Genomic DNA, 17,044 nt, shown 5'->3' with positions numbered 1-17,044 from the left:
CGGGCAGAATCTGGGGCCATGTCGGAACGGACGATCGAGAACTATCTCATTGACATGGACGGCGTTCTTGTCCACGAGGAACATCCCATCGCGGGCGCCGACGCCTTCATCGCCGGCCTCACCGCGGCGGGCCTCGGCTTTCTCGTACTGACGAACAACTCGATCTACACTGCCCGGGATCTCTCAGCGCGGCTGGCCCGTTCGGGGCTGCGGATCCCGGCGGAACGAATCTGGACGTCCGCGCTCGCCACCGCGTTGTTCCTGCACACCCAGCGGCCCGGCGGATCGGCGTATGTGGTGGGCGAGGCGGGACTGACCACCGCGCTGCACGAGGTCGGCTATGTTCTCAGCGACCGGACGCCGGATTATGTCGTTCTCGGCGAAACCCGGACCTACAGCTTCGAGGCGATCACCCGGGCGATTCGCCTGGTCCGGGGCGGCGCCCGATTCATCGCGACGAATCCCGACCCGACCGGCCCGTCCGTCGAGGGCCTGCTCCCGGCCACCGGCGCCGTCGCCGCGATGATCACGAAGGCGACCGGTGTGACCCCGTACTTCGTCGGCAAGCCGAACCCGCTGATGATGCGCAGCGCCCTGAACACCCTGGCGGCGCACAGCGAGACGACGGTGGTCATCGGCGACCGGATGGACACCGACGTCGTGGCCGGCCTGGAGGCCGGGATGGACACCGTCCTCGTCCTGTCGGGCATCACGACCCGCGACGACATCGAACGCTTCCCCTACCGGCCGAGCGCGGTCGTCGACAGCATCGCCAAGGTCCCCGTCGGCCGCGACGTCCGCACCATCGACGGCGCCCTGACACCCCCCACGGACGCCGCTCCCACCGGCTGAGCCCACGCGGGCGGACCCGCTGGGCCTCAGCGCCGACTTCCCTCGACCAGTGCGCGCCGCAGCGCACCCCGCTGCGGCGGCCACTGGTGTTCAGCCATGCGGCCCGCGCGGACCGGCCGGATCAGCAGAAGGCGACCATCTCGCGCAACCAGCTGGTCAACCTGGCGATCTCGCCGTCAGCGGCGACCCCCAGCGGCACCGACCGGACGAACCGCGCAGTGGACACCGCCGTGATCTCCTCGGTACGGGCAAAGCTCGGCCGACTCAGCCCGCTGCTCGGGGAGTCGATGCGCACCTGGTGCTCAAGACCGCGATCTCGCGAGGTGAGCGGCACGACCAGGGCCATATCGATCGGGAAACGGCTGTGCACGGCAGAGCTGACCACCACGGCCGGCCGAACGCCGCCCTGTTCGCGTCCCACCGGCTGGCCGAAATCGACCAGCCACAGCTGCCAGGGCATGGGCCTCGGCGGCCTGCTCAACGGTTGTACTCCGGATATTCCTCGCTCGCGCCGGGGATCCGATCCCCGGCGACACCGTCGGTCAGGCGCGCCTCAACCTGGTAACTGGCCCACGCTTCGGGGTCCGCGCGCAGCGCCTCGTACTGGTGAACGATGCGCTGGATCTTGTACTCCCGAACGAGGCGCAGCACCACCTCTCCAAGAGAGGCGCCTCGGAAGTCCTGTTCCGCGAGTTCGGCCAACTCGTCGCGAAGCGCGGAGTCCAGCTGCATGGACGTCGTAGCCATAGCGATCATTATGGCAGACCCCATAGATCATACAAGCGGACGCGCGGACAGGTCGCTGTCCGCGCGTCCGGTTGCGATGATCAGCTCGCGTCGGTGGAGGCGACGCCGACGGGGCAGGACAGGCCCGTGCCGCCGAGGCCGCAGTAGCCGTGCGGGTTCTTGGCGTCCGAGAGGTACTGCTGGTGGTACTCCTCGGCGAGGTAGAACGGGCCCGCCGGGGCGATCTCGGTGGTGATCGGGCCGTAGCCGCCGGCGGCCAGGACGCCGGTGAACGCGTCGCGGCTCGCGGCCGCGGCCGTCGCCTGGGCCTCGGTGGTCGTGTAGATCGCCGAGCGGTACTGGGTGCCCACGTCGTTGCCCTGGCGCATCCCCTGGGTCGGGTCGTGACCCTCCCAGAAGACCTGTAGGAGCCGCTCGTAGGAGACCTTCGCCGGGTCGAAGACGACCAGGACCGCCTCGGTGTGCCCGGTCAGGCCCGAGCACGTCTCCTCGTACGTCGGGTTCGGGGTCGAGCCACCCGCGTAGCCGACCGCCGTTGTGTGGACGCCGGGCACCTGCCAGAACGCGCGCTCGGCGCCCCAGAAGCAGCCCAGGCCGAACACGGCCGTCTCCAGCCCCGCGGGGAACGGGCCGGTGAACGACGTGCCGAGGACCGTGTGCCGGGAGTCGCCCTGGAACACCGGGCGATCCCGGCCGGCGAGAGCCTGGTCGGGGGTGGGCAGCGTGGTCTTGTGGCGACCGAGGAACATGTCGTGCACCTCCGGTGAGTGTCTCCTCTGACAACCACCCGCCCAGCCCCGACGTTCCCGCGACGGCCTTACAGGACGAGGTCCTCCAGCATCGTGGTGACCAGAGCCGCGATCGGCGAACGCTCCGAGCGGGTCAGGGTGACGTGGGCGAACAGCGGGTGGCCCTTGAGCGTCTCGATGACGGACGCGACGCCGTCGTGCCGGCCGACCCGCAGGTTGTCACGCTGGGCCACGTCGTGGGTGAGCACCACCCGCGACCCCTGCCCGAGCCGGGACAGCACCGTGAGCAGGACCCCGCGCTCCAGCGACTGCGCCTCGTCGACGATCACGAACGCGTCGTGCAGGGACCGGCCGCGGATGTGGGTCAGCGGCAGGACCTCCAGCATCCCGCGGTCGACGATCTCCTCGATGACCTCCGGGGAGACCAGCGCGCCGAGGGTGTCGAACACGGCCTGCGCCCAGGGCGCCATCTTCTCGTTCTCGCTGCCCGGCAGGTAGCCCAGCTCCTGCCCGCCGACGGCGTAGAGCGGGCGGAAGACGACGACCTTGCGATGGGCTCGCCGCTCCATCACCGCCTCCAGTCCGGCGCACAGGGCGAGCGCCGACTTGCCGGTGCCTGCCCGACCGCCGAGCGAGACGATCCCGACGTCCGGGTCGAGCAGCAGGTCGAGCGCCACCCGCTGCTCGGCGGAGCGCCCGTGCAGGCCGAAGGCGTCGCGGTCGCCCCGGACCAGCCGGACCTGCTTGTCCGCAGTGACCCGACCGAGCGCGGAGGCACTGCCGCCGGAGGCGGTGAGCACCAGACCGGTGTGGCAGGGCAGACCGGCCGCCTCGGGGATCTCCGTGTACTCCTTGGAGTACAGGCGGTCGAGATCCTCCTGCGCGACGGTGAGCTCGGCCATTCCCGAGAAGCCGGTGTCCACCGGGGACAGCGCCTGGTACTCCTCGGCCGGCAGGCCGAGGACCGACGCCTTCACCCGCAGCGGCAGATCCTTGGTGACCAGCACGACGTCCGCGCCCTCGCTGCGGAGGTTCATCGCGACGCACAGGATGCGCGAGTCGTTGGTGTCCACCCGGAACCCCGGTGGAAGCACCGCCGCGTCGGTGTGATTAAGTTCCACCCGAAGCGTTCCGCCGTCAGCCAGGGCGATCGGCTGGTCGAGTCGACCGTGCCGGATGCGCAGGTCGTCCAGGAGGCGCAGGGCCTCCCGGGCGAACCAGCCAAGCTCCGGATGGTTCCTCTTGCCCTCCAGCTCCCCTATGACGACGAGGGGGAGCACGACATTGTGCTCCGCGAACCGCAGCAGCGCGCCCGGATCAGAAAGCAGCACGCTTGTGTCGACGACATGCGTTCGTGGCACACGCCCACCCGCTTACTCGGAGGTAGTCCGGGACCGACCCCTGCAGGGACCGGGCTCCGGCCTCCTGGTGTAGTCGCGCTTGCCGCACCGAGGGGCCTCCCGAGAGGTCCGACACCACGCCGGACCACGGCTTGAGACGCTAGGGCTCTCACGGTAGCCGTCACCTCGGACGATGGCGACCCACTTCTGGCAACACGTTGTGTTAAGACCTGGAAACGATTCGGGTGCTCAGCCGCCCCCCGCACCCTCCCCGGTGGCATAGTGCGCCGATCATGACGGCAAGCGGCAGTCCCTGCGCACGCCGCGTCCGGCGCCGGCGGCCCGGCCTCGTCCGCCGACGGCCCGGGCGCGCGGGGCGCGGGGCGCGGCAGGTTCGACGTGACGGCTGCTGGTGTTGCTGCCGACGAATGCCCGAAAAGTTAGGGAGACCTAAGAGTCGACCGGCCACGGCACATGGCCCACGCCGACACCGCGTCGAACGGGTCTCGGTGGTCCTGCCGGATTCGCGAGGCCGGTATCGACGGGCAGTGCCGCGGACCGCGCCACCCGACCGAGCCGCCGGCCGGTCGCGCGAGGGGGGTACCCGACGAAGCCTTCTGGAAACACGGCCAACCGTCCCGCACTCGCGGGAAACCCGGGCGGAACAGTTCAGGAAGGACGGATCGGATGGCGTGTACACGCACCGACGGCGTGTTCCGCTGATCGGGCGCCCGGCACGGGCCGGATAGGCCGGCCGCTGCGCCGTCCGCCGGCAGTTGCCAAAGATCTGACGACGAGACGCCGGCGATTCTCCAAAAACGTCGGCATTACAAGCCTGTTTCGCCTGAAGATGCAGGCGTCCCGGTCCGCCTGCCCGGGCATGCGGTAATCGGTTACCCACCAGACTGACGGTCACCTGACAGCCGTGACGCTGCGTAACCAAATTCGACGTGGGCGGCGCCCGGCAGAACCCGGACACACCGCAGCCCGTGTCGGACGACGACAAGGGTCGTCCGACACGGGCCGCGGTGACCAGGTGGCCTCGGCAGTGCTGCCTCAGCCGGGTGCCGTCAGGTCCTCGTGCGCCGTCAGGCCTCGAGGCGACTGACCAGGGCCTCGTGCTCGGCCCAGAGCGCGGCGGGAAGCCGGTCGCCGAAGGTCTGGTAGTGCTCGGGGATCAGCTCGGCCTCCTGCTTCCACACCTCGACGTCCACCGAGAGCAGCGCGTCCAGGTCGGCGTCGGCGATGTCGAGGCCGTCGGTCGGCAGGGCCCCCTTCGTCGGCAGCACGCCGAGAGGCGTCTCGACGCCCTCGGCCTCGCCCTCCAGTCGGCCGACGATCCAGGCCAGCACCCGGCTGTTGTCGCCGAAGCCGGGCCACAGGAACTTGCCCTCGGGGCTCTTGCGGAACCAGTTCACGTAGTAGATCTTCGGCAGCTTCGCCTGGTCCGACTTCTCACCGACGGACAGCCAGTGGGCGAAGTAGTCGGCCATGTTGTAGCCGCAGAAGGGCAGCATGGCGAACGGGTCACGGCGCAGCTTGCCGATCGCGCCGGCCTGCGCGGCGGTGGTCTCGGAGGCGACGATCGAGCCGAAGAAGACCCCGCGCTGCCAGTCGGGCGCCTCGGTGACCAGCGGCACCGCGGTCGCGCGGCGGCCGCCGAACAGGATTGCCGAGATCGGCACGCCCTTCGGGTCCTCCCACTCGGACGCGATCGTCGGGCACTGGCCGGCGGGCACGGTGAAGCGGGCGTTGGGGTGGGCGGCGGGCTCGGTCGACTCCGGCGTCCAGTCGCGGCCCTTCCAGTCGATCAGGTGCGCCGGCGGCTGCCTGGTCAGCCCCTCCCACCAGACGTCGCCGTCGTCGGTCCGGGCGACGTTCGTGTAGATCGCGTTGCCCCACAGCGTCTGGATCGCGTTCGGGTTGGTCTGCGCGCCGGTGCCGGGGGCGACGCCGAAGAAGCCGGCCTCGGGGTTGACGGCGTAGAGCCGGCCGTCCTCGCCGAACCGCATCCAGGCGATGTCGTCACCGACAGTCTCCGCCTTCCACCCGGGCAGGGTGGGAATGAGCATCGCGAGATTGGTTTTTCCGCAGGCCGACGGAAAGGCCGCGGCAATGTAGTGGACCTTGCCCGCGGGCGAGGTGAGCTTCAGGATGAGCATGTGCTCGGCGAGCCAGCCCTCATCTCGCGCCATAACGGACGCGATACGCAGCGCATAGCATTTCTTGCCGAGCAGCGCGTTACCGCCGTAACCCGATCCGTAGGACCAGATTTCCCGGGACTCCGGAAAGTGCGTGATGTATTTCGTGGTGTTGCACGGCCACGGAACGTCGGCGGCGCCGGGTCCAAGCGGAGCGCCCAGTGAATGCACCGCGGGAACGAAGAAGCCATCGTCGCCGAGCTGTTCCAGGGCGGCCGCGCCCATACGCGTCATCGTGCGCATGGAGATGACGACGTAGGGCGAGTCGGTAATTTCGACACCAAGCGCCGAGATATGCGACCCGAGCGGCCCCATGCAAAACGGGACGACGTACATCGTGCGCCCGCGCATGGACCCCGCGAACAGGCCCTGGAGCTTGACCCGCATCTCCGCCGGGTCCATCCAGTTGTTCGTCGGCCCGGCGTCCTCGGCCTTCTCCGAACAGATGTAGGTGCGGTCCTCGACCCGAGCGACGTCATTGGGGTCGGAAGCCGCATAGAAGCTGTTCGGGCGCTTCTCGTCGCTGAGCCGGGACAGGGTCCCCTTCTCGATCAGGAGGCTGGTCAGCCGATCGAACTCGGCCTCCGACCCGTCGCACCACTCAACCCGTTCCGGCTGGGTGAGTTCGGCGATCTCACGCACCCAGGCGACCAGCCTGGCGTGCTTCGTGGGGGCCGTTTCCAGCCCCGGAATCTGTGCCGCGGTCGTCACAGCTCACACCTCCGGTCGAGTCGAAACCCGCCGCGTTCTCGCCCTGTTGGTTGTGCCCACTTCAGCACTTGAACTTACTCGTTCACGCTTCGACAAAAGCCGGCACAGAGGCAGTTCGAGGCCGCGATCAGGATCATTAGACTGTACCGCGCGTTCCGCCCGCAGTCGCGCGATAGCGAGCGGGCAGAAGCGTCGGATCCATCACGCACCGGTACGGACCGACCGCCCTCGGGTGACTCCAGCTCGTGGTCCCCGTAACCCCCGGGTTATCGTCCTGAGCGTGGCTTCCCACACCCAGCAGCCCGGCCGACCTCCGCAGGCGAACAGCTCGATCCACCCACGTGACCTGGTGCGACCACGCATGCGGGGATGGCTACATGCCGGGGCATTCCCGGTAAGTCTCGCACTCGGCCTCCTCGCGGTGGCGTTGGCCACCACTCTCCGTGCCCGGCTGGGTGTGGCGATATATGCGCTGAGCATTGCCGCACTGTTCGGAACCAGCGCGCTGTACCACCGGACGATGTGGTCGACGTCACGCGCCCGGGCATGGATGAAACGCCTCGACCATTCCATGATCTTTGTTTTCATCGCGGGGACATATACCCCATTTGCCCTAATAGCGATGCGGCCCGCAACAGCCCGGGTTGTCCTGGCGGTTGTGTGGATCGGGGCTGCGCTTGGCGTGACGCTGCGTATGGTTTGGCTGCACTCGCCGCGTTACCTGATCGTGCCGCTCTACATCGCGCTCGGCTGGGTCGCCGTGTTCGTCATCCCGCAGCTCGCGCACCGCGCCGGCATCGCCTCGATGGTCCTGCTGCTGGTCGGCGGCGTCTGCTACAGCCTCGGCGCCGTGGTCTACGCCACCCGCCGCCCGAACCCGTCCCCGACGGTCTTCGGCTACCACGAGGTGTTCCACGCCTTCACCCTCGTGGCCGCCCTCTGCCACTACCTCGCCCTGATGCTCGCCATCTTCTAAGGTCGCCCCGTACGGCCCGATGCCCGGCATGTCCGCGTGGGGGGCCGGGTGGCGTTATGTGCTGGTCGCTCCGGTCAGACAGGGGGAGCGGGATGGGTCAGCGGCCGGGGCCTTCGGAGCGGATCTTCTCGACCTGCTCCATGGCCTCGCGGAGTTGGCGCAGCCAGGCGTCGGCGTTCTCGCCGACGAGTCGGACGCACCAGGCCAGCGCCTCGCTGCGGCTGCGGGCGACGCCGGAGTCGACGAGGGTGTCCAGCACCTGGCGTTCGGGTTGGCGCAGCCTGGTCATCACGGGCACGGACAGCACGGTGAACAGCTCGCTGGTGCGACCGGCGGTGACGCCCCAGGCAATCTTGCGACCGTAGCGACGCTCGGCGTCGGCGGCGATGATGATCCGCTCGTCGCGGGTGCGCTCGCGGAAGGCTCTGATTCGCGCCGCCGCGTCGCTGTCGCCGGCACCGTTGCCGCCCGCAACGCCGGCACCGGCGTCGGCGGGGCGCGGGTGAGGGTCGTCGACGAGCTCCCCGAGCACGGTGATCTCGTCGCGGTCCACGACGACGCGAGGCGGCCCGGCAAACCAGTCGGCCGGGATGTGCGCGGTGAACCAGTCCGGCGCGTCATCCGCGGGGATTCCCTCGGGCCGGTCCCCCGGCCTGCCGTAACCTCGCACTCGCGGAGCGGACATGTCGCGTCACCTCGCCGTCCCCGGTCGAACCCGCCCCCGGGCCCGGCCTGCCGAACTGGGCCGGAGCCATCGGCTTCGACCGGGTGGCCGGCGGGAGGCCGGCGCACCTCGACGATTACACGCTTACTCACTCACAAGTGAAAGTCACGGACGCCTCAGGTGGCGACCTTCACGCCCAGCTCGCGACGGACGTCCGCAGCGGTGTGCACGGGCAGGCCGCAGACGAACTGGCGGCACACGTACACCCCTGGCTTGTCCCGTCCGGCCACCAGCGGACCGTCCGTCACCACCACCGCGCCCGGGGCCGTCCCGAGCCGGGCGATCCGCTCCAGCTCCGGGCTGTCCACGACGGCGACCTCCGCCGGCCCGGCCACCAGCGCCTCCGCGACCGCCCCGGCCCAGCCGGCGAACCGGGCATCCCGCGACAACAGCGGCGCGAAGCGGGCCACGGCCCGCTCGGCGGCCAGCCGGTGGTCGATCGAACTCGTCAGCGCGGAGTACGTCAGCAGCGCGCCGGCGGCCGCTGCCTGGCCGGACGGGGTCGCCGAGTCCGAATCGTCACGCGGGCGGCGCAGCAGCGCCTCCGCGTCGTCCGCGGTGTCGAAGAAGCCGCCGTCCGGCGCGGCGAACCGGGTCCGCACCACGTCGAGCAGCTCGCCGGACAGGGTGAGCCACAGCGGATCGCCGGTCACCTGGTGCAGGGCGAGCAGTCCCTCGGCGACGTCGCCGTAGTCCTCCAGCACACCGGCGTTCGACCCGACCCGGCCGTCGCGGCTGGTCCGGCGCAGCCGGCCGTCCACCAGGTGAACGTCGCGCAGCAGCACCGCGGCGTCCTCCGCGGCGCTGATCCAACCCGGTTCGCCGAACAGCGCCCCGGCCTCGGCGAGGGCCGCGATGGCCAGGCCGTTCCACGCAGCGACCACCTTGTCGTCCCGCGCCGGTTGCGGCCGGGTCGCCCGAGCGGCCGCCAGCGCTGTCCGCACCGCGGCGAACCTCGCCGGGTCGGCCGGGTCGGCCGGCAGTTGCAGCACCGACGTCCCGTGCTCGAAGGTGCCCTCGGTGGTAACCCCGAAGATGTCCGTGGCCCAGGCGCCGTCGTCCTCGCCGAGCACCGCGCGCAGGCCCGCCGGCGTCCACGCGTAGCTCGCCCCCTCCTCGGGACGGGCCCTGGCCGCCGGGGCGCCCGGCGGGACGGCGTCGGCGTCGAGCGCCGAGGCGAACCCGCCCTGCGGGGTGCGCAGGTCGGCGAGCAGGAACTCGGCCGTCTCCCGCACCACCCGCGCGGCCAGCGGGCTCTCCGTGGCCCGCCACAGATGCAGGTAGACCCGCAGCAACTGGGCGTTGTCATACAACATCTTCTCGAAGTGCGGCACGGTCCACGTGGCGTCCACGCTGTAGCGGGCGAAGCCGCCGGCCAACTGGTCGTACATGCCGCCGCGGGCCATCCGCTCACAGGTGACGGTGACCATCTCCAGGCTGCGCGCGTCACCGGTGCGCGCGGCATGCCGCAGCAGCAGCTCGGCGGTCATCGACGGCGGGAACTTCGGGGCTCCGCCGAATCCGCCGTGCCGGGCGTCGAAGCGGGCGGACAGGCCCGCGACGGCCGTGTCGAGCAGGGCCGGGGTGATTTCGTCGGCGACCTTCGACGCCGCGTTCGCGGCCAGGCCGGCGACCGGGCCGTGCTTCGCCGCCTCGGCGAGCCGGCGGGCGATGTCGGCGCCCGACTCCTCGATCTCCTGGCGCCGCGTCCGCCAGGCGTCGACGACGGCCTCCATGACCTGGCGGAACGAGGCCATACCCGGGCGGGACCGGGGCGGGAAGTAGGTTCCGGCGAAGAACGGTTCGCCCTTCGGGGTGAGGAAGACCGTCATCGGCCAGCCGCCGTGCCCGGTCAGGGCGACGGTGACGTCCATGTAGACGGAGTCGACGTCGGGCCGCTCCTCGCGGTCAACCTTGATGTTGACGAAGTGGTCGTTCATGTAGGCCGCGGTGAGGGTGTCCTCGAAGGACTCGTGCGCCATCACGTGGCACCAGTGGCAGGAGGCGTACCCCACCGAGAGCAGCACGGGCAGCCCGCGGCTGGCCGCCTCGGCGAAGGCCTCCGGACTCCACGGCCACCAGTCCACCGGATTGTCGGCGTGTTGGAGCAGATAGGGAGACGTCTGCTGCGCGAGCTTGTTCGGCACCGGGCGACTCCTCGAGATCCACCTGTGCCCGGGCCCTGGCGAGCACCGGGTCCCTGACATGCAACCAAAACGGCAGGCGGCTGACCGAATTCCACGATCCCGGGCGCGCCGGGTCGGCCGGACCCGCCGACGGAACCCGACCTCAGCTGGACCGGGCGGACCCGACCAGGCGCGGCGAGACCGAAGCGGACGAGCGCCGCCCGGGACGGCCGCAGCCGGGACCCGCCAGCGGCATCAGCGACCAGCGGGCGGGCCGGGCTGGACGGGCAGGTCCGGCCGGCCGCCGTCGGCCTGCCCGCCGCCGTCCTCGCGCGAGGTGGCGTCAGTCTGCGCCGGGCCACCCTCGATGACCATGCCGTCGAGGGCCTTGCCCGGGACGGCCTTGCCACCGACGACCTCGCCGTCGATCACCGACGAGCCACCGCCCAGGAACGTCGAGCGGCGCCGGAGCGACTGGCGCGGGTCGACCGGATCGGTGCGATCCGACTCGACCCCGCGGAAGGCGCCGCTGGCGACGTTCTCGCGCATCCGGCGCAGGCTCTTCGACATGAAGAAGAACACCGCCGCGGAGGCCACCAGCATCCCGACGACGACGAGCAGGCCGAGGCCTCCGGCGCCGCGCTCCTGCGCGGCCAGCACGGAGCCGGCGAAGTCCCTGTTCACGCCTCACGTCCTCACACCCGGGCCATCGCTGCGGTCCGAACCCGCCGCGACCGCGGCGGCGCGGACCCTGTATCCGACCCTACGCCCACACCGCGCCCGGTCCGCCCGCCTGGCGGACACGCGAACCGGGCGATCGGCCGCCGGCCGCCGTCACACGCCGTTGAACAGGTCGGCTTCCGGCAGCATCCCGACCTCGATCAGCGATCGGGCGAGCTGGTAGTCCTCCGTCGGCCAGGCCGCCCGCTGGACGTCCAGCGGGATACGGAACCACCAGCCCGTCGGGTCGACCTGGGTGGCGTGGGCGAGCAGGGCACGGTCCCGGGTCCCGAACCAGTCGGCGCACGGCACTCTGGTGGTCAGGCGCCCGGCGTCCTCGGCCCGGTCCGCCCACTCGGCGAGCCGCTCGGCGTACGGCGATTCCAGCCCGCGGGCCAGCATCGCCTCGTGCAGCGCCAGGATGCGCTCCTTGTGGAACGTCAGGTGGTAGTAGAGCTTCAGCGGCTGCCACGGCGCGAGTCCGATCTCGGCGCCGACCTCCGGATACCGGGTGGGATCACCCGCCGCCTCGAACGCCTCGACGCTGATCTGGTGGGTCATGATGTGGTCCGGATGCGGGTAGCCACCCGACTCGTCGTAGGTCGTGATGACCTGCGGGCGAAACGTCCGGATCAGCCGCACGAGCGGTCGGCTCGCGGTCTCCAGCTCGGTGGTGGCAAAACGCCCCGGCGGAACGGGTGGCCGCGGGTCACCCTCGGGCAGGCCGGAGTCGCGGAAGCCGAGCCACTCCTGGCGGACACCGAGGACACGCCGGGCCTCCTCCATCTCCTCCCGGCGGATCTCGGTGATGCGGGCCGCGACGCCGGGGGTGTCCATCGCCGGGTTGAGGATGCTCCCCTCCTCGCCGCCCGTACAGGTCACGACCAGGACGTCCACGCCCTCGCTGGCGTAGCGCGCCATCGTCGCCGCGCCCTTGCTGGACTCGTCATCGGGATGCGCGTGGATGGCCATGAGACGCAGGCCATGCCGCTCTTCGACCGCAGGCATGCGACCATTGTGGCTGACGCCCGGACCGGACCCGGTTCACCGGCCGGCAGGGCCTGCGACCCGGCGGCGGCCGACGCGGTACTCCACCGCGCGGAACCACGCGCCACCAGGCGACGTTCGATCTGGAAAAGTCACCCAACGCCGTGGCACAATACACCGTCCGCGCATGCAGTGGCGGGTGTCACATCGCTGGCCGGCGTTCCGACATCGTCGTCGGTCCGGCCACTGGGGGCCAGCCGGTTCTCGCCGCCAGTCGGTCACGCCCGCGCCATGACGGCCTTGCGATCGTGGTCGACGTCCCCGGACGGTTGACTCACCCATTCGGGTGAAGTCGCCGGTCCGTGGCCTTCCCACGGTTCGGGAGGGGCATGGCGGGCGGCGGGTTCGACCCCGGATTTCCTTGATTCGCTTTGTTATCGTGACCCTTTTGATGTTCTTCGAGGAGCGTGACCCGCGTGACGCAGCAGACTTGGCTCACCCAGGAGGCATACGACCGGCTCCGCTCCGAGCTCGACTACCTCACCGGCCCCTGGCGTACGGAGATCGCCACCAAGATCGAGGCCGCCCGCGAGGAGGGTGACCTGAAGGAGAACGGTGGCTACCACGCCGCCAAGGAGGAGCAGGGCAAGCAGGAGGCACGCATCCGCCAGCTCGCCGACCTGCTGCGGGACGCGCGGGTCGGGGAGACGCCCAGCACCAAGGCCGGCGAGGCCGGCCCCGGAACGGTCGTGGAGGTGCGCTTCCCCGGCGACGACGCGACGGAGAAGTTCCTCATCGGCTCGCGCGAGGACCACAGCACGCCGATCGAGGTGTTTTCCCCCGCGTCCCCCCTCGGAGGTGCCGTGACCGGACACAAGGCCGGCGAGACCGTCATGTACACGCTCCCGAACGGCCGCGCCGCCAAGGTCGAGATCGTCTCGGTCTCGCCGTACTCCGGCTGACACTCCCAGCCCGACCGGATCGTCACTCTCCGTAACTCCCACCGTGGTCCTGGTGGACGGGACGATTCAGGCATCCTGCCCTGTCGGACATACCCCACCTGGCAGTGGACGGGCGGCGGTGTGCCGGGGAGGCGAATGGCACATCCGTGCCGATCGCGTGACGGGCCGGGCGGGGCCTGTCACGCGGCGGCGACGGGTGTGCGGCGGCTACGCCCGCAGCGGACGGGTGCTGACTCGGCTGCGCGGGCAGCGGCGCCGACGTACCGTCGGACGGGTGGAGGATCTGCCGGCACCGCCCCGTCATTCCGTCCCGCCGACCACGACATCGCCGACCGCCGGCCCGGCGGGCGCACCCCCCTCCGCGCTTACGGTGGGTGAGCTCCGTAGCAGCGGGCACCCGCATCGTTCCGTGCGCGCGGAGCTGCGGGAGAACCTCGTCGCGCTGATGCGGACCGACGCCGTCCGCTTCCCCGGCATCGTCGGGTTCGACGAGACGGTTCTGCCGCAGGTCGAGCGGGCCATCCTCGCCGGCCACGACATCGTCTTCCTCGGCGAGCGCGGCCAGGGCAAGACCCGCCTGATCCGTACCCTGATCTACCTGCTCGACGAGTGGTCGCCGGCAGTGGCCGGCTGCGAGATCAACGACCACCCGTACGCGCCGGTCTGCGGCCGCTGCCGGGCGCTGGCCGCCGAGCGCGGCGACGACCTGCCCATCGCGTGGCGCCACCGCAGCGAACGGTTCGGCGAGAAGCTCGCCACCCCGGACACCAGCGTCGGCGACCTGATCGGCGACGTCGACCCGGTGAAGGTCGCCGAGGGCCGCACCCTCGGTGACCCGGAGACGGTGCACTACGGCCTGGTGCCGCGCACCAACCGGGGCATCTTCAGCGTCAACGAGCTGCCCGACCTCGCCGAGCGCATCCAGGTCTCGCTGCTCAACGTGCTGGAGGAGCGTGACATCCAGGTCCGTGGCTACCTCCTGCGGCTGCCGCTGGACCTGCTGCTGGTCGCCTCGGCGAACCCGGAGGACTACACCAACCGCGGACGGATCATCACGCCGCTGAAGGACCGCTTCGGCGCCGAGGTCCGCACGCACTATCCCCTCGTGCTGGCCGACGAGCTCGACCTGATCCGCCAGGAGGCGGTGATCTCCTGGGCCGGTTCGTCGCTCGGCGCGCCCGAGCTCGCCGACCACCTGCTGGAGGTCGTCGCCCGGTTCACCCGGCTGGTGCGCGACGCCCCGCAGGTCGACCAGCGCTCCGGCGTGTCCGCCCGGCTCGCTGTCGCTGCGGCCGAGACGGTCGCCGCCTCCGCGGTCCGCCGCGCGGCGCTCACCGGGGAGGACACGCCCACCGCCCGGGTGGTCGACCTCTCCTCGATCGTCCCGGCCGTCCGCGGAAAGATCGAGTTCGACCAGCTCGAGGAGGGCCGCGAGGACGAGGTTCTCGCGCTGCTGCTGCGCCGGGCGATCGCCGAGACGTTCCGCGCCCGGCTGGCCGGCGCCGACCTCTCCGGCCTGCAGAACCGGTTCGACAGCGACGGCCCGGTCGAGACCGGTGACCTCGTGCCCGCCGCCGAGCTGCTGCGGCGCGTCGGCCCGGTGCCCGGTCTCGCGGCGATCCTCAACCGGCTCGGCGTCGACGGCGCCGAGTCGCCCGGTCTCGCCGCCGCCGCGCTGGAGCTGGCAATGGAGGGACTGCACCTCAACCGGCGCCTGGGCAAGGAGGAGCTTCCCGGCCGGACGGTCTACGGCGGCCCCTGAGACGTCGGACCCGCACCACCTGGCACCACCCTCGACAGGCTCGCGGCAACGGCGCTCGCGGCGGCATCCCTCCGGCCGGGACTTCAGAGCCCGGACCGGGCGCGACCGAGTGGGAGGACATCCCGGTGAGCTCCGGAACATTCCGCTATGGCCCGTGGGACGGCGGTCCCGACCCGCTCGCCTCTCCCTTCAGCGCGGCGGGCGCGCTCGACGAGATGTCCCGCCAGATCCTCGAGGGCCGCACCCCGCGCGAGGCACTGGAGGCGCTGCTGCGCCGGGGCATGCCGGGCCAGCGCGGGCTGGACGACCTGCGGCGCTCGATCGAGCGCCGCCGCCGCGAGGCCCGCGGCCGCGGCCGGATGGACGGCACCCTGCAGGAGGTCCGCCGGCTGCTCGACACCGCCGTCGGCCAGGAGCGGGCGGCGCTGTTCCCCGACCCGTCGGACGAGGCCCGGCTGCGGGAGGCCGAGCTCGACTCGCTGCCGGCGGATCCCGCGCGGGCCGTGCGGTCGCTGTCCGACTACGACTGGCGCTCCCCCGAGGCCCGCGAGACCTACGAGAAGATCTCCGACCTGCTCCGCCAGGAGGTCCTGGACTCCCAGTTCAGGGGCATGAAGCAGGCCCTGGAGGGGGCCAGCGCGGAGGACTTCGCCCACGTCCGCGAGATGGTCAGCGCGCTGAACGAACTGCTGGCGGCCGACGCCCGGGGCGAGGACACCGATGCGGCATTCGCCGAGTTCATGCGCAACCACGGGGATTTCTTCCCGGAGCAGCCGCAGTCGTTGGAGGAGCTGGTCGATGCCCTGGCCCGGCGCGCGGCGGCGGCGGCGCGGCTGCTGGCCGGCCTCACCCCCCAGCAGCGCGCCGAACTCGCCGATCTGATGTCGACCGCCATGGAGGATCTGGGCCTGGCCGCCGAGATGTCGCGGCTTGACCAGGCGCTGCGCGCCGCGCGTCCGGACCTGAACTGGGGCGGTCGCAGGCGTGGCCGGGGCCGACTGGGTGAGGGCCTCACCGGCGAGGAGGGGCTCGGCCTCGGCGACGCCACCACGGCGTTGGAGGAGCTGGCCGAGCTGGACGAGTTGGCCGCCGCCCTCGGGCAGGACTATGCCGGCGCGTCGCTGGAGGACATCGACGCCGACGCGGTCGCCCGCGCGCTGGGCCGTTCGGCCGTCGACGACCTGCGCAGCCTGCAACAGGTCGAGCGGGAGCTGGAGCGCCAGGGTTTCATCACCCGTCGGGCCGGCAGCCTGGAGCTGACCCCGCGGGCGGTCCGGCGGATCGGGCAGGCGGCGCTGACCCGGATCTTCAAGCAGGTCTCCGCCCGCGGCCGGGGCGATCACAGCATGCTGGACGCGGGTTCCGCCGGTGATCTGCTCGGCACCTCGCGGGCCTGGCAGTTCGGCGACACCCAGCCGATCGACGTGGTCCGCACGGTCCGCAACGCGGTGCTGCGGGCCGGGCCGCCCGGCCCCGGCCGGGCCGTGCGCCTACAGGTCGGCGACTTCGAGGTCGCCGAGACGGAACGTCGCTCCACGGCCGCGGTGTGCCTGCTGGTGGACCTGTCGTACTCGATGGCGCTGCGCGGGACGTGGGGCATCGCCAAGTCCACGGCGCTCGCGCTGCACACCCTGGTGACCACCTCGTTCCCGCAGGACAAGATCCACATCATCGGCTTCTCGGACTACGCCCGGGAGCTGCGGCCGGTCGAGCTCGCGGGCCTCGAGTCGGAGATGGTCCAGGGCACGAACCTGCAGCACGCGCTGCACATCGCCGGCCGGCTGCTGAGCCGGTACCCGCAGTCGGAGCCGGTCGTCATGGTGGTCACCGACGGCGAGCCCACCGCCCATCTGCTGCGCAACGGCACGCCCTCGTTCTCCTGGCCACCGATGCCGGAGACGCTGGAGCTGACCCTGGCCGAGGTCGACAAGCTGACCCGGCGCGGGGTGACGATCAACGTGTTCATGCTCGACGACGAGCCCCGACTGGTGCAGTTCGTCGAGGAGATGGCCCGGCGCAACGGCGGCCGGGTGCTCTCCCCGGATCCCACCACTCTCGGCAACTACGTCATCCGGGACTACCTGGGCGCCCGGGGCGGCCGGCGGGTCGCCCGCTAGGCCCGTCTTCCGCACATGGGGTTTCGATGTGTTGACCGGCCCGGTTGTCGATCATGGTGGCTGGGTTGGG

At 71.2% G+C, this 17,044-nt stretch carries 14 protein-coding genes; 5 read left to right on the top strand and 9 right to left on the bottom strand.

The features are described 5' to 3' along the window. Positions 1-18 precede the first annotated feature (18 nt). Positions 19-852 (top strand): HAD-IIA family hydrolase, encoded by an 834-nt coding sequence (locus MXD60_RS21090; protein WP_248821061.1) that lies wholly within the window; start codon positions 19-21, stop codon positions 850-852. Between the two features lie 121 nt (positions 853-973). Here MXD60_RS21090 and MXD60_RS21085 read toward each other — a convergent pair whose 3' ends face one another. The 5 genes from MXD60_RS21085 to MXD60_RS21065 all read right to left on the bottom strand — a co-directional run bounded on the left by MXD60_RS21085 (position 974) and on the right by MXD60_RS21065 (position 6,600). Next, a complete protein-coding gene (locus tag MXD60_RS21085; RefSeq protein ID WP_248821060.1) occupies positions 974-1,312 on the bottom strand; it encodes a type II toxin-antitoxin system PemK/MazF family toxin in 339 nt (112 codons plus the stop codon). 17 nt (positions 1,313-1,329) lie between these two features. Further along, positions 1,330-1,599, bottom strand: a complete 270-nt coding sequence (locus MXD60_RS21080) for a hypothetical protein (RefSeq protein WP_248821059.1) — start codon at positions 1,597-1,599, stop codon at positions 1,330-1,332. 80 nt (positions 1,600-1,679) lie between these two features. Then, positions 1,680-2,348 carry a peptide-methionine (S)-S-oxide reductase MsrA gene (gene msrA / locus MXD60_RS21075; RefSeq protein ID WP_248821058.1) on the bottom strand — a complete coding sequence of 223 codons (669 nt, stop codon included), beginning with the start codon at positions 2,346-2,348 and terminating at the stop codon, positions 1,680-1,682. Between the two features lie 68 nt (positions 2,349-2,416). Continuing rightward, positions 2,417-3,709, bottom strand: a complete 1,293-nt coding sequence (phoH2, locus tag MXD60_RS29490) for an RNA 5'-3' helicase PhoH2 (RefSeq protein ID WP_248821057.1) — start codon at positions 3,707-3,709, stop codon at positions 2,417-2,419. 1,067 nt (positions 3,710-4,776) lie between these two features. Next, the gene (locus MXD60_RS21065; protein WP_248821056.1) at positions 4,777-6,600 is read right to left on the bottom strand and encodes a phosphoenolpyruvate carboxykinase (GTP); all 1,824 of its coding nucleotides are present in this window, start codon (positions 6,598-6,600) and stop codon (positions 4,777-4,779) included. 361 nt (positions 6,601-6,961) lie between these two features. Between MXD60_RS21065 and trhA the strand changes: the two genes are divergently transcribed. Next, on the top strand, positions 6,962-7,576 hold the full coding sequence (trhA, locus tag MXD60_RS21060) for a PAQR family membrane homeostasis protein TrhA (protein ID WP_248821055.1): 615 nt from the start codon (positions 6,962-6,964) through the stop codon (positions 7,574-7,576). 97 nt (positions 7,577-7,673) lie between these two features. On the opposite strand, the gene abmR is transcribed toward trhA, so the two are convergent. From abmR to mca, 4 genes are all read right to left on the bottom strand, one after another. Further along, a complete protein-coding gene (gene abmR, locus MXD60_RS21055; protein WP_248821054.1) occupies positions 7,674-8,261 on the bottom strand; it encodes an ATP-binding transcription factor AbmR in 588 nt (195 codons plus the stop codon). A gap of 155 nt (positions 8,262-8,416) precedes the next feature. After that, positions 8,417-10,447 carry a thioredoxin domain-containing protein gene (locus MXD60_RS21050; RefSeq protein ID WP_248821053.1) on the bottom strand — a complete coding sequence of 677 codons (2,031 nt, stop codon included), beginning with the start codon at positions 10,445-10,447 and terminating at the stop codon, positions 8,417-8,419. A gap of 234 nt (positions 10,448-10,681) precedes the next feature. Continuing rightward, positions 10,682-11,110: a hypothetical protein gene (locus tag MXD60_RS21045; protein WP_248821052.1), complete on the bottom strand. Its 429-nt coding sequence runs from the start codon at positions 11,108-11,110 to the stop codon at positions 10,682-10,684. A gap of 150 nt (positions 11,111-11,260) precedes the next feature. After that, a complete protein-coding gene (gene mca, locus MXD60_RS21040) occupies positions 11,261-12,154 on the bottom strand; it encodes a mycothiol conjugate amidase Mca (protein ID WP_248821051.1) in 894 nt (297 codons plus the stop codon). A gap of 455 nt (positions 12,155-12,609) precedes the next feature. Between mca and greA the strand changes: the two genes are divergently transcribed. The 3 genes from greA to MXD60_RS21025 all read left to right on the top strand — a co-directional run bounded on the left by greA (position 12,610) and on the right by MXD60_RS21025 (position 16,974). After that, the gene (gene greA / locus MXD60_RS21035) at positions 12,610-13,095 is read left to right on the top strand and encodes a transcription elongation factor GreA (protein WP_248821050.1); all 486 of its coding nucleotides are present in this window, start codon (positions 12,610-12,612) and stop codon (positions 13,093-13,095) included. A gap of 274 nt (positions 13,096-13,369) precedes the next feature. Then, positions 13,370-14,857 carry a magnesium chelatase ATPase subunit I gene (locus MXD60_RS21030; RefSeq protein ID WP_248821076.1) on the top strand — a complete coding sequence of 496 codons (1,488 nt, stop codon included), beginning with the start codon at positions 13,370-13,372 and terminating at the stop codon, positions 14,855-14,857. A 125-nt stretch (positions 14,858-14,982) separates the two neighbouring features. Then, positions 14,983-16,974 (top strand): vWA domain-containing protein, encoded by a 1,992-nt coding sequence (locus tag MXD60_RS21025; RefSeq protein ID WP_248821049.1) that lies wholly within the window; start codon positions 14,983-14,985, stop codon positions 16,972-16,974. The last annotated feature ends 70 nt before the right edge of the window (positions 16,975-17,044 follow it).

It is taken from the genome of Frankia sp. AgB32 (assembly GCF_023243045.1).
In the GTDB taxonomy this organism is placed as follows: Bacteria; Actinomycetota; Actinomycetes; order Frankiales; family Frankiaceae; genus Frankia.
This window is presented reverse-complemented; position numbering and strand designations above follow the sequence as displayed.

Bases quoted from the DNA above. Each gene is read 5' to 3' on its own strand.
- MXD60_RS21090 (WP_248821061.1), top strand. From the start codon at position 19: ATGTCGGAACGGACGATCGAGAACTATCTCATTGACATGGACGGCGTT.
- mca (WP_248821051.1), bottom strand. From the start codon at position 12,154: ATGCCTGCGGTCGAAGAGCGGCATGGCCTGCGTCTCATGGCCATCCAC.
- msrA (WP_248821058.1), bottom strand. From the start codon at position 2,348: ATGTTCCTCGGTCGCCACAAGACCACGCTGCCCACCCCCGACCAGGCT.
- MXD60_RS21080 (WP_248821059.1), bottom strand. From the start codon at position 1,599: ATGGCTACGACGTCCATGCAGCTGGACTCCGCGCTTCGCGACGAGTTG.
- MXD60_RS21085 (WP_248821060.1), bottom strand. From the start codon at position 1,312: ATGCCCTGGCAGCTGTGGCTGGTCGATTTCGGCCAGCCGGTGGGACGC.
- trhA (WP_248821055.1), top strand. From the start codon at position 6,962: ATGCGGGGATGGCTACATGCCGGGGCATTCCCGGTAAGTCTCGCACTC.
- abmR (WP_248821054.1), bottom strand. From the start codon at position 8,261: ATGTCCGCTCCGCGAGTGCGAGGTTACGGCAGGCCGGGGGACCGGCCC.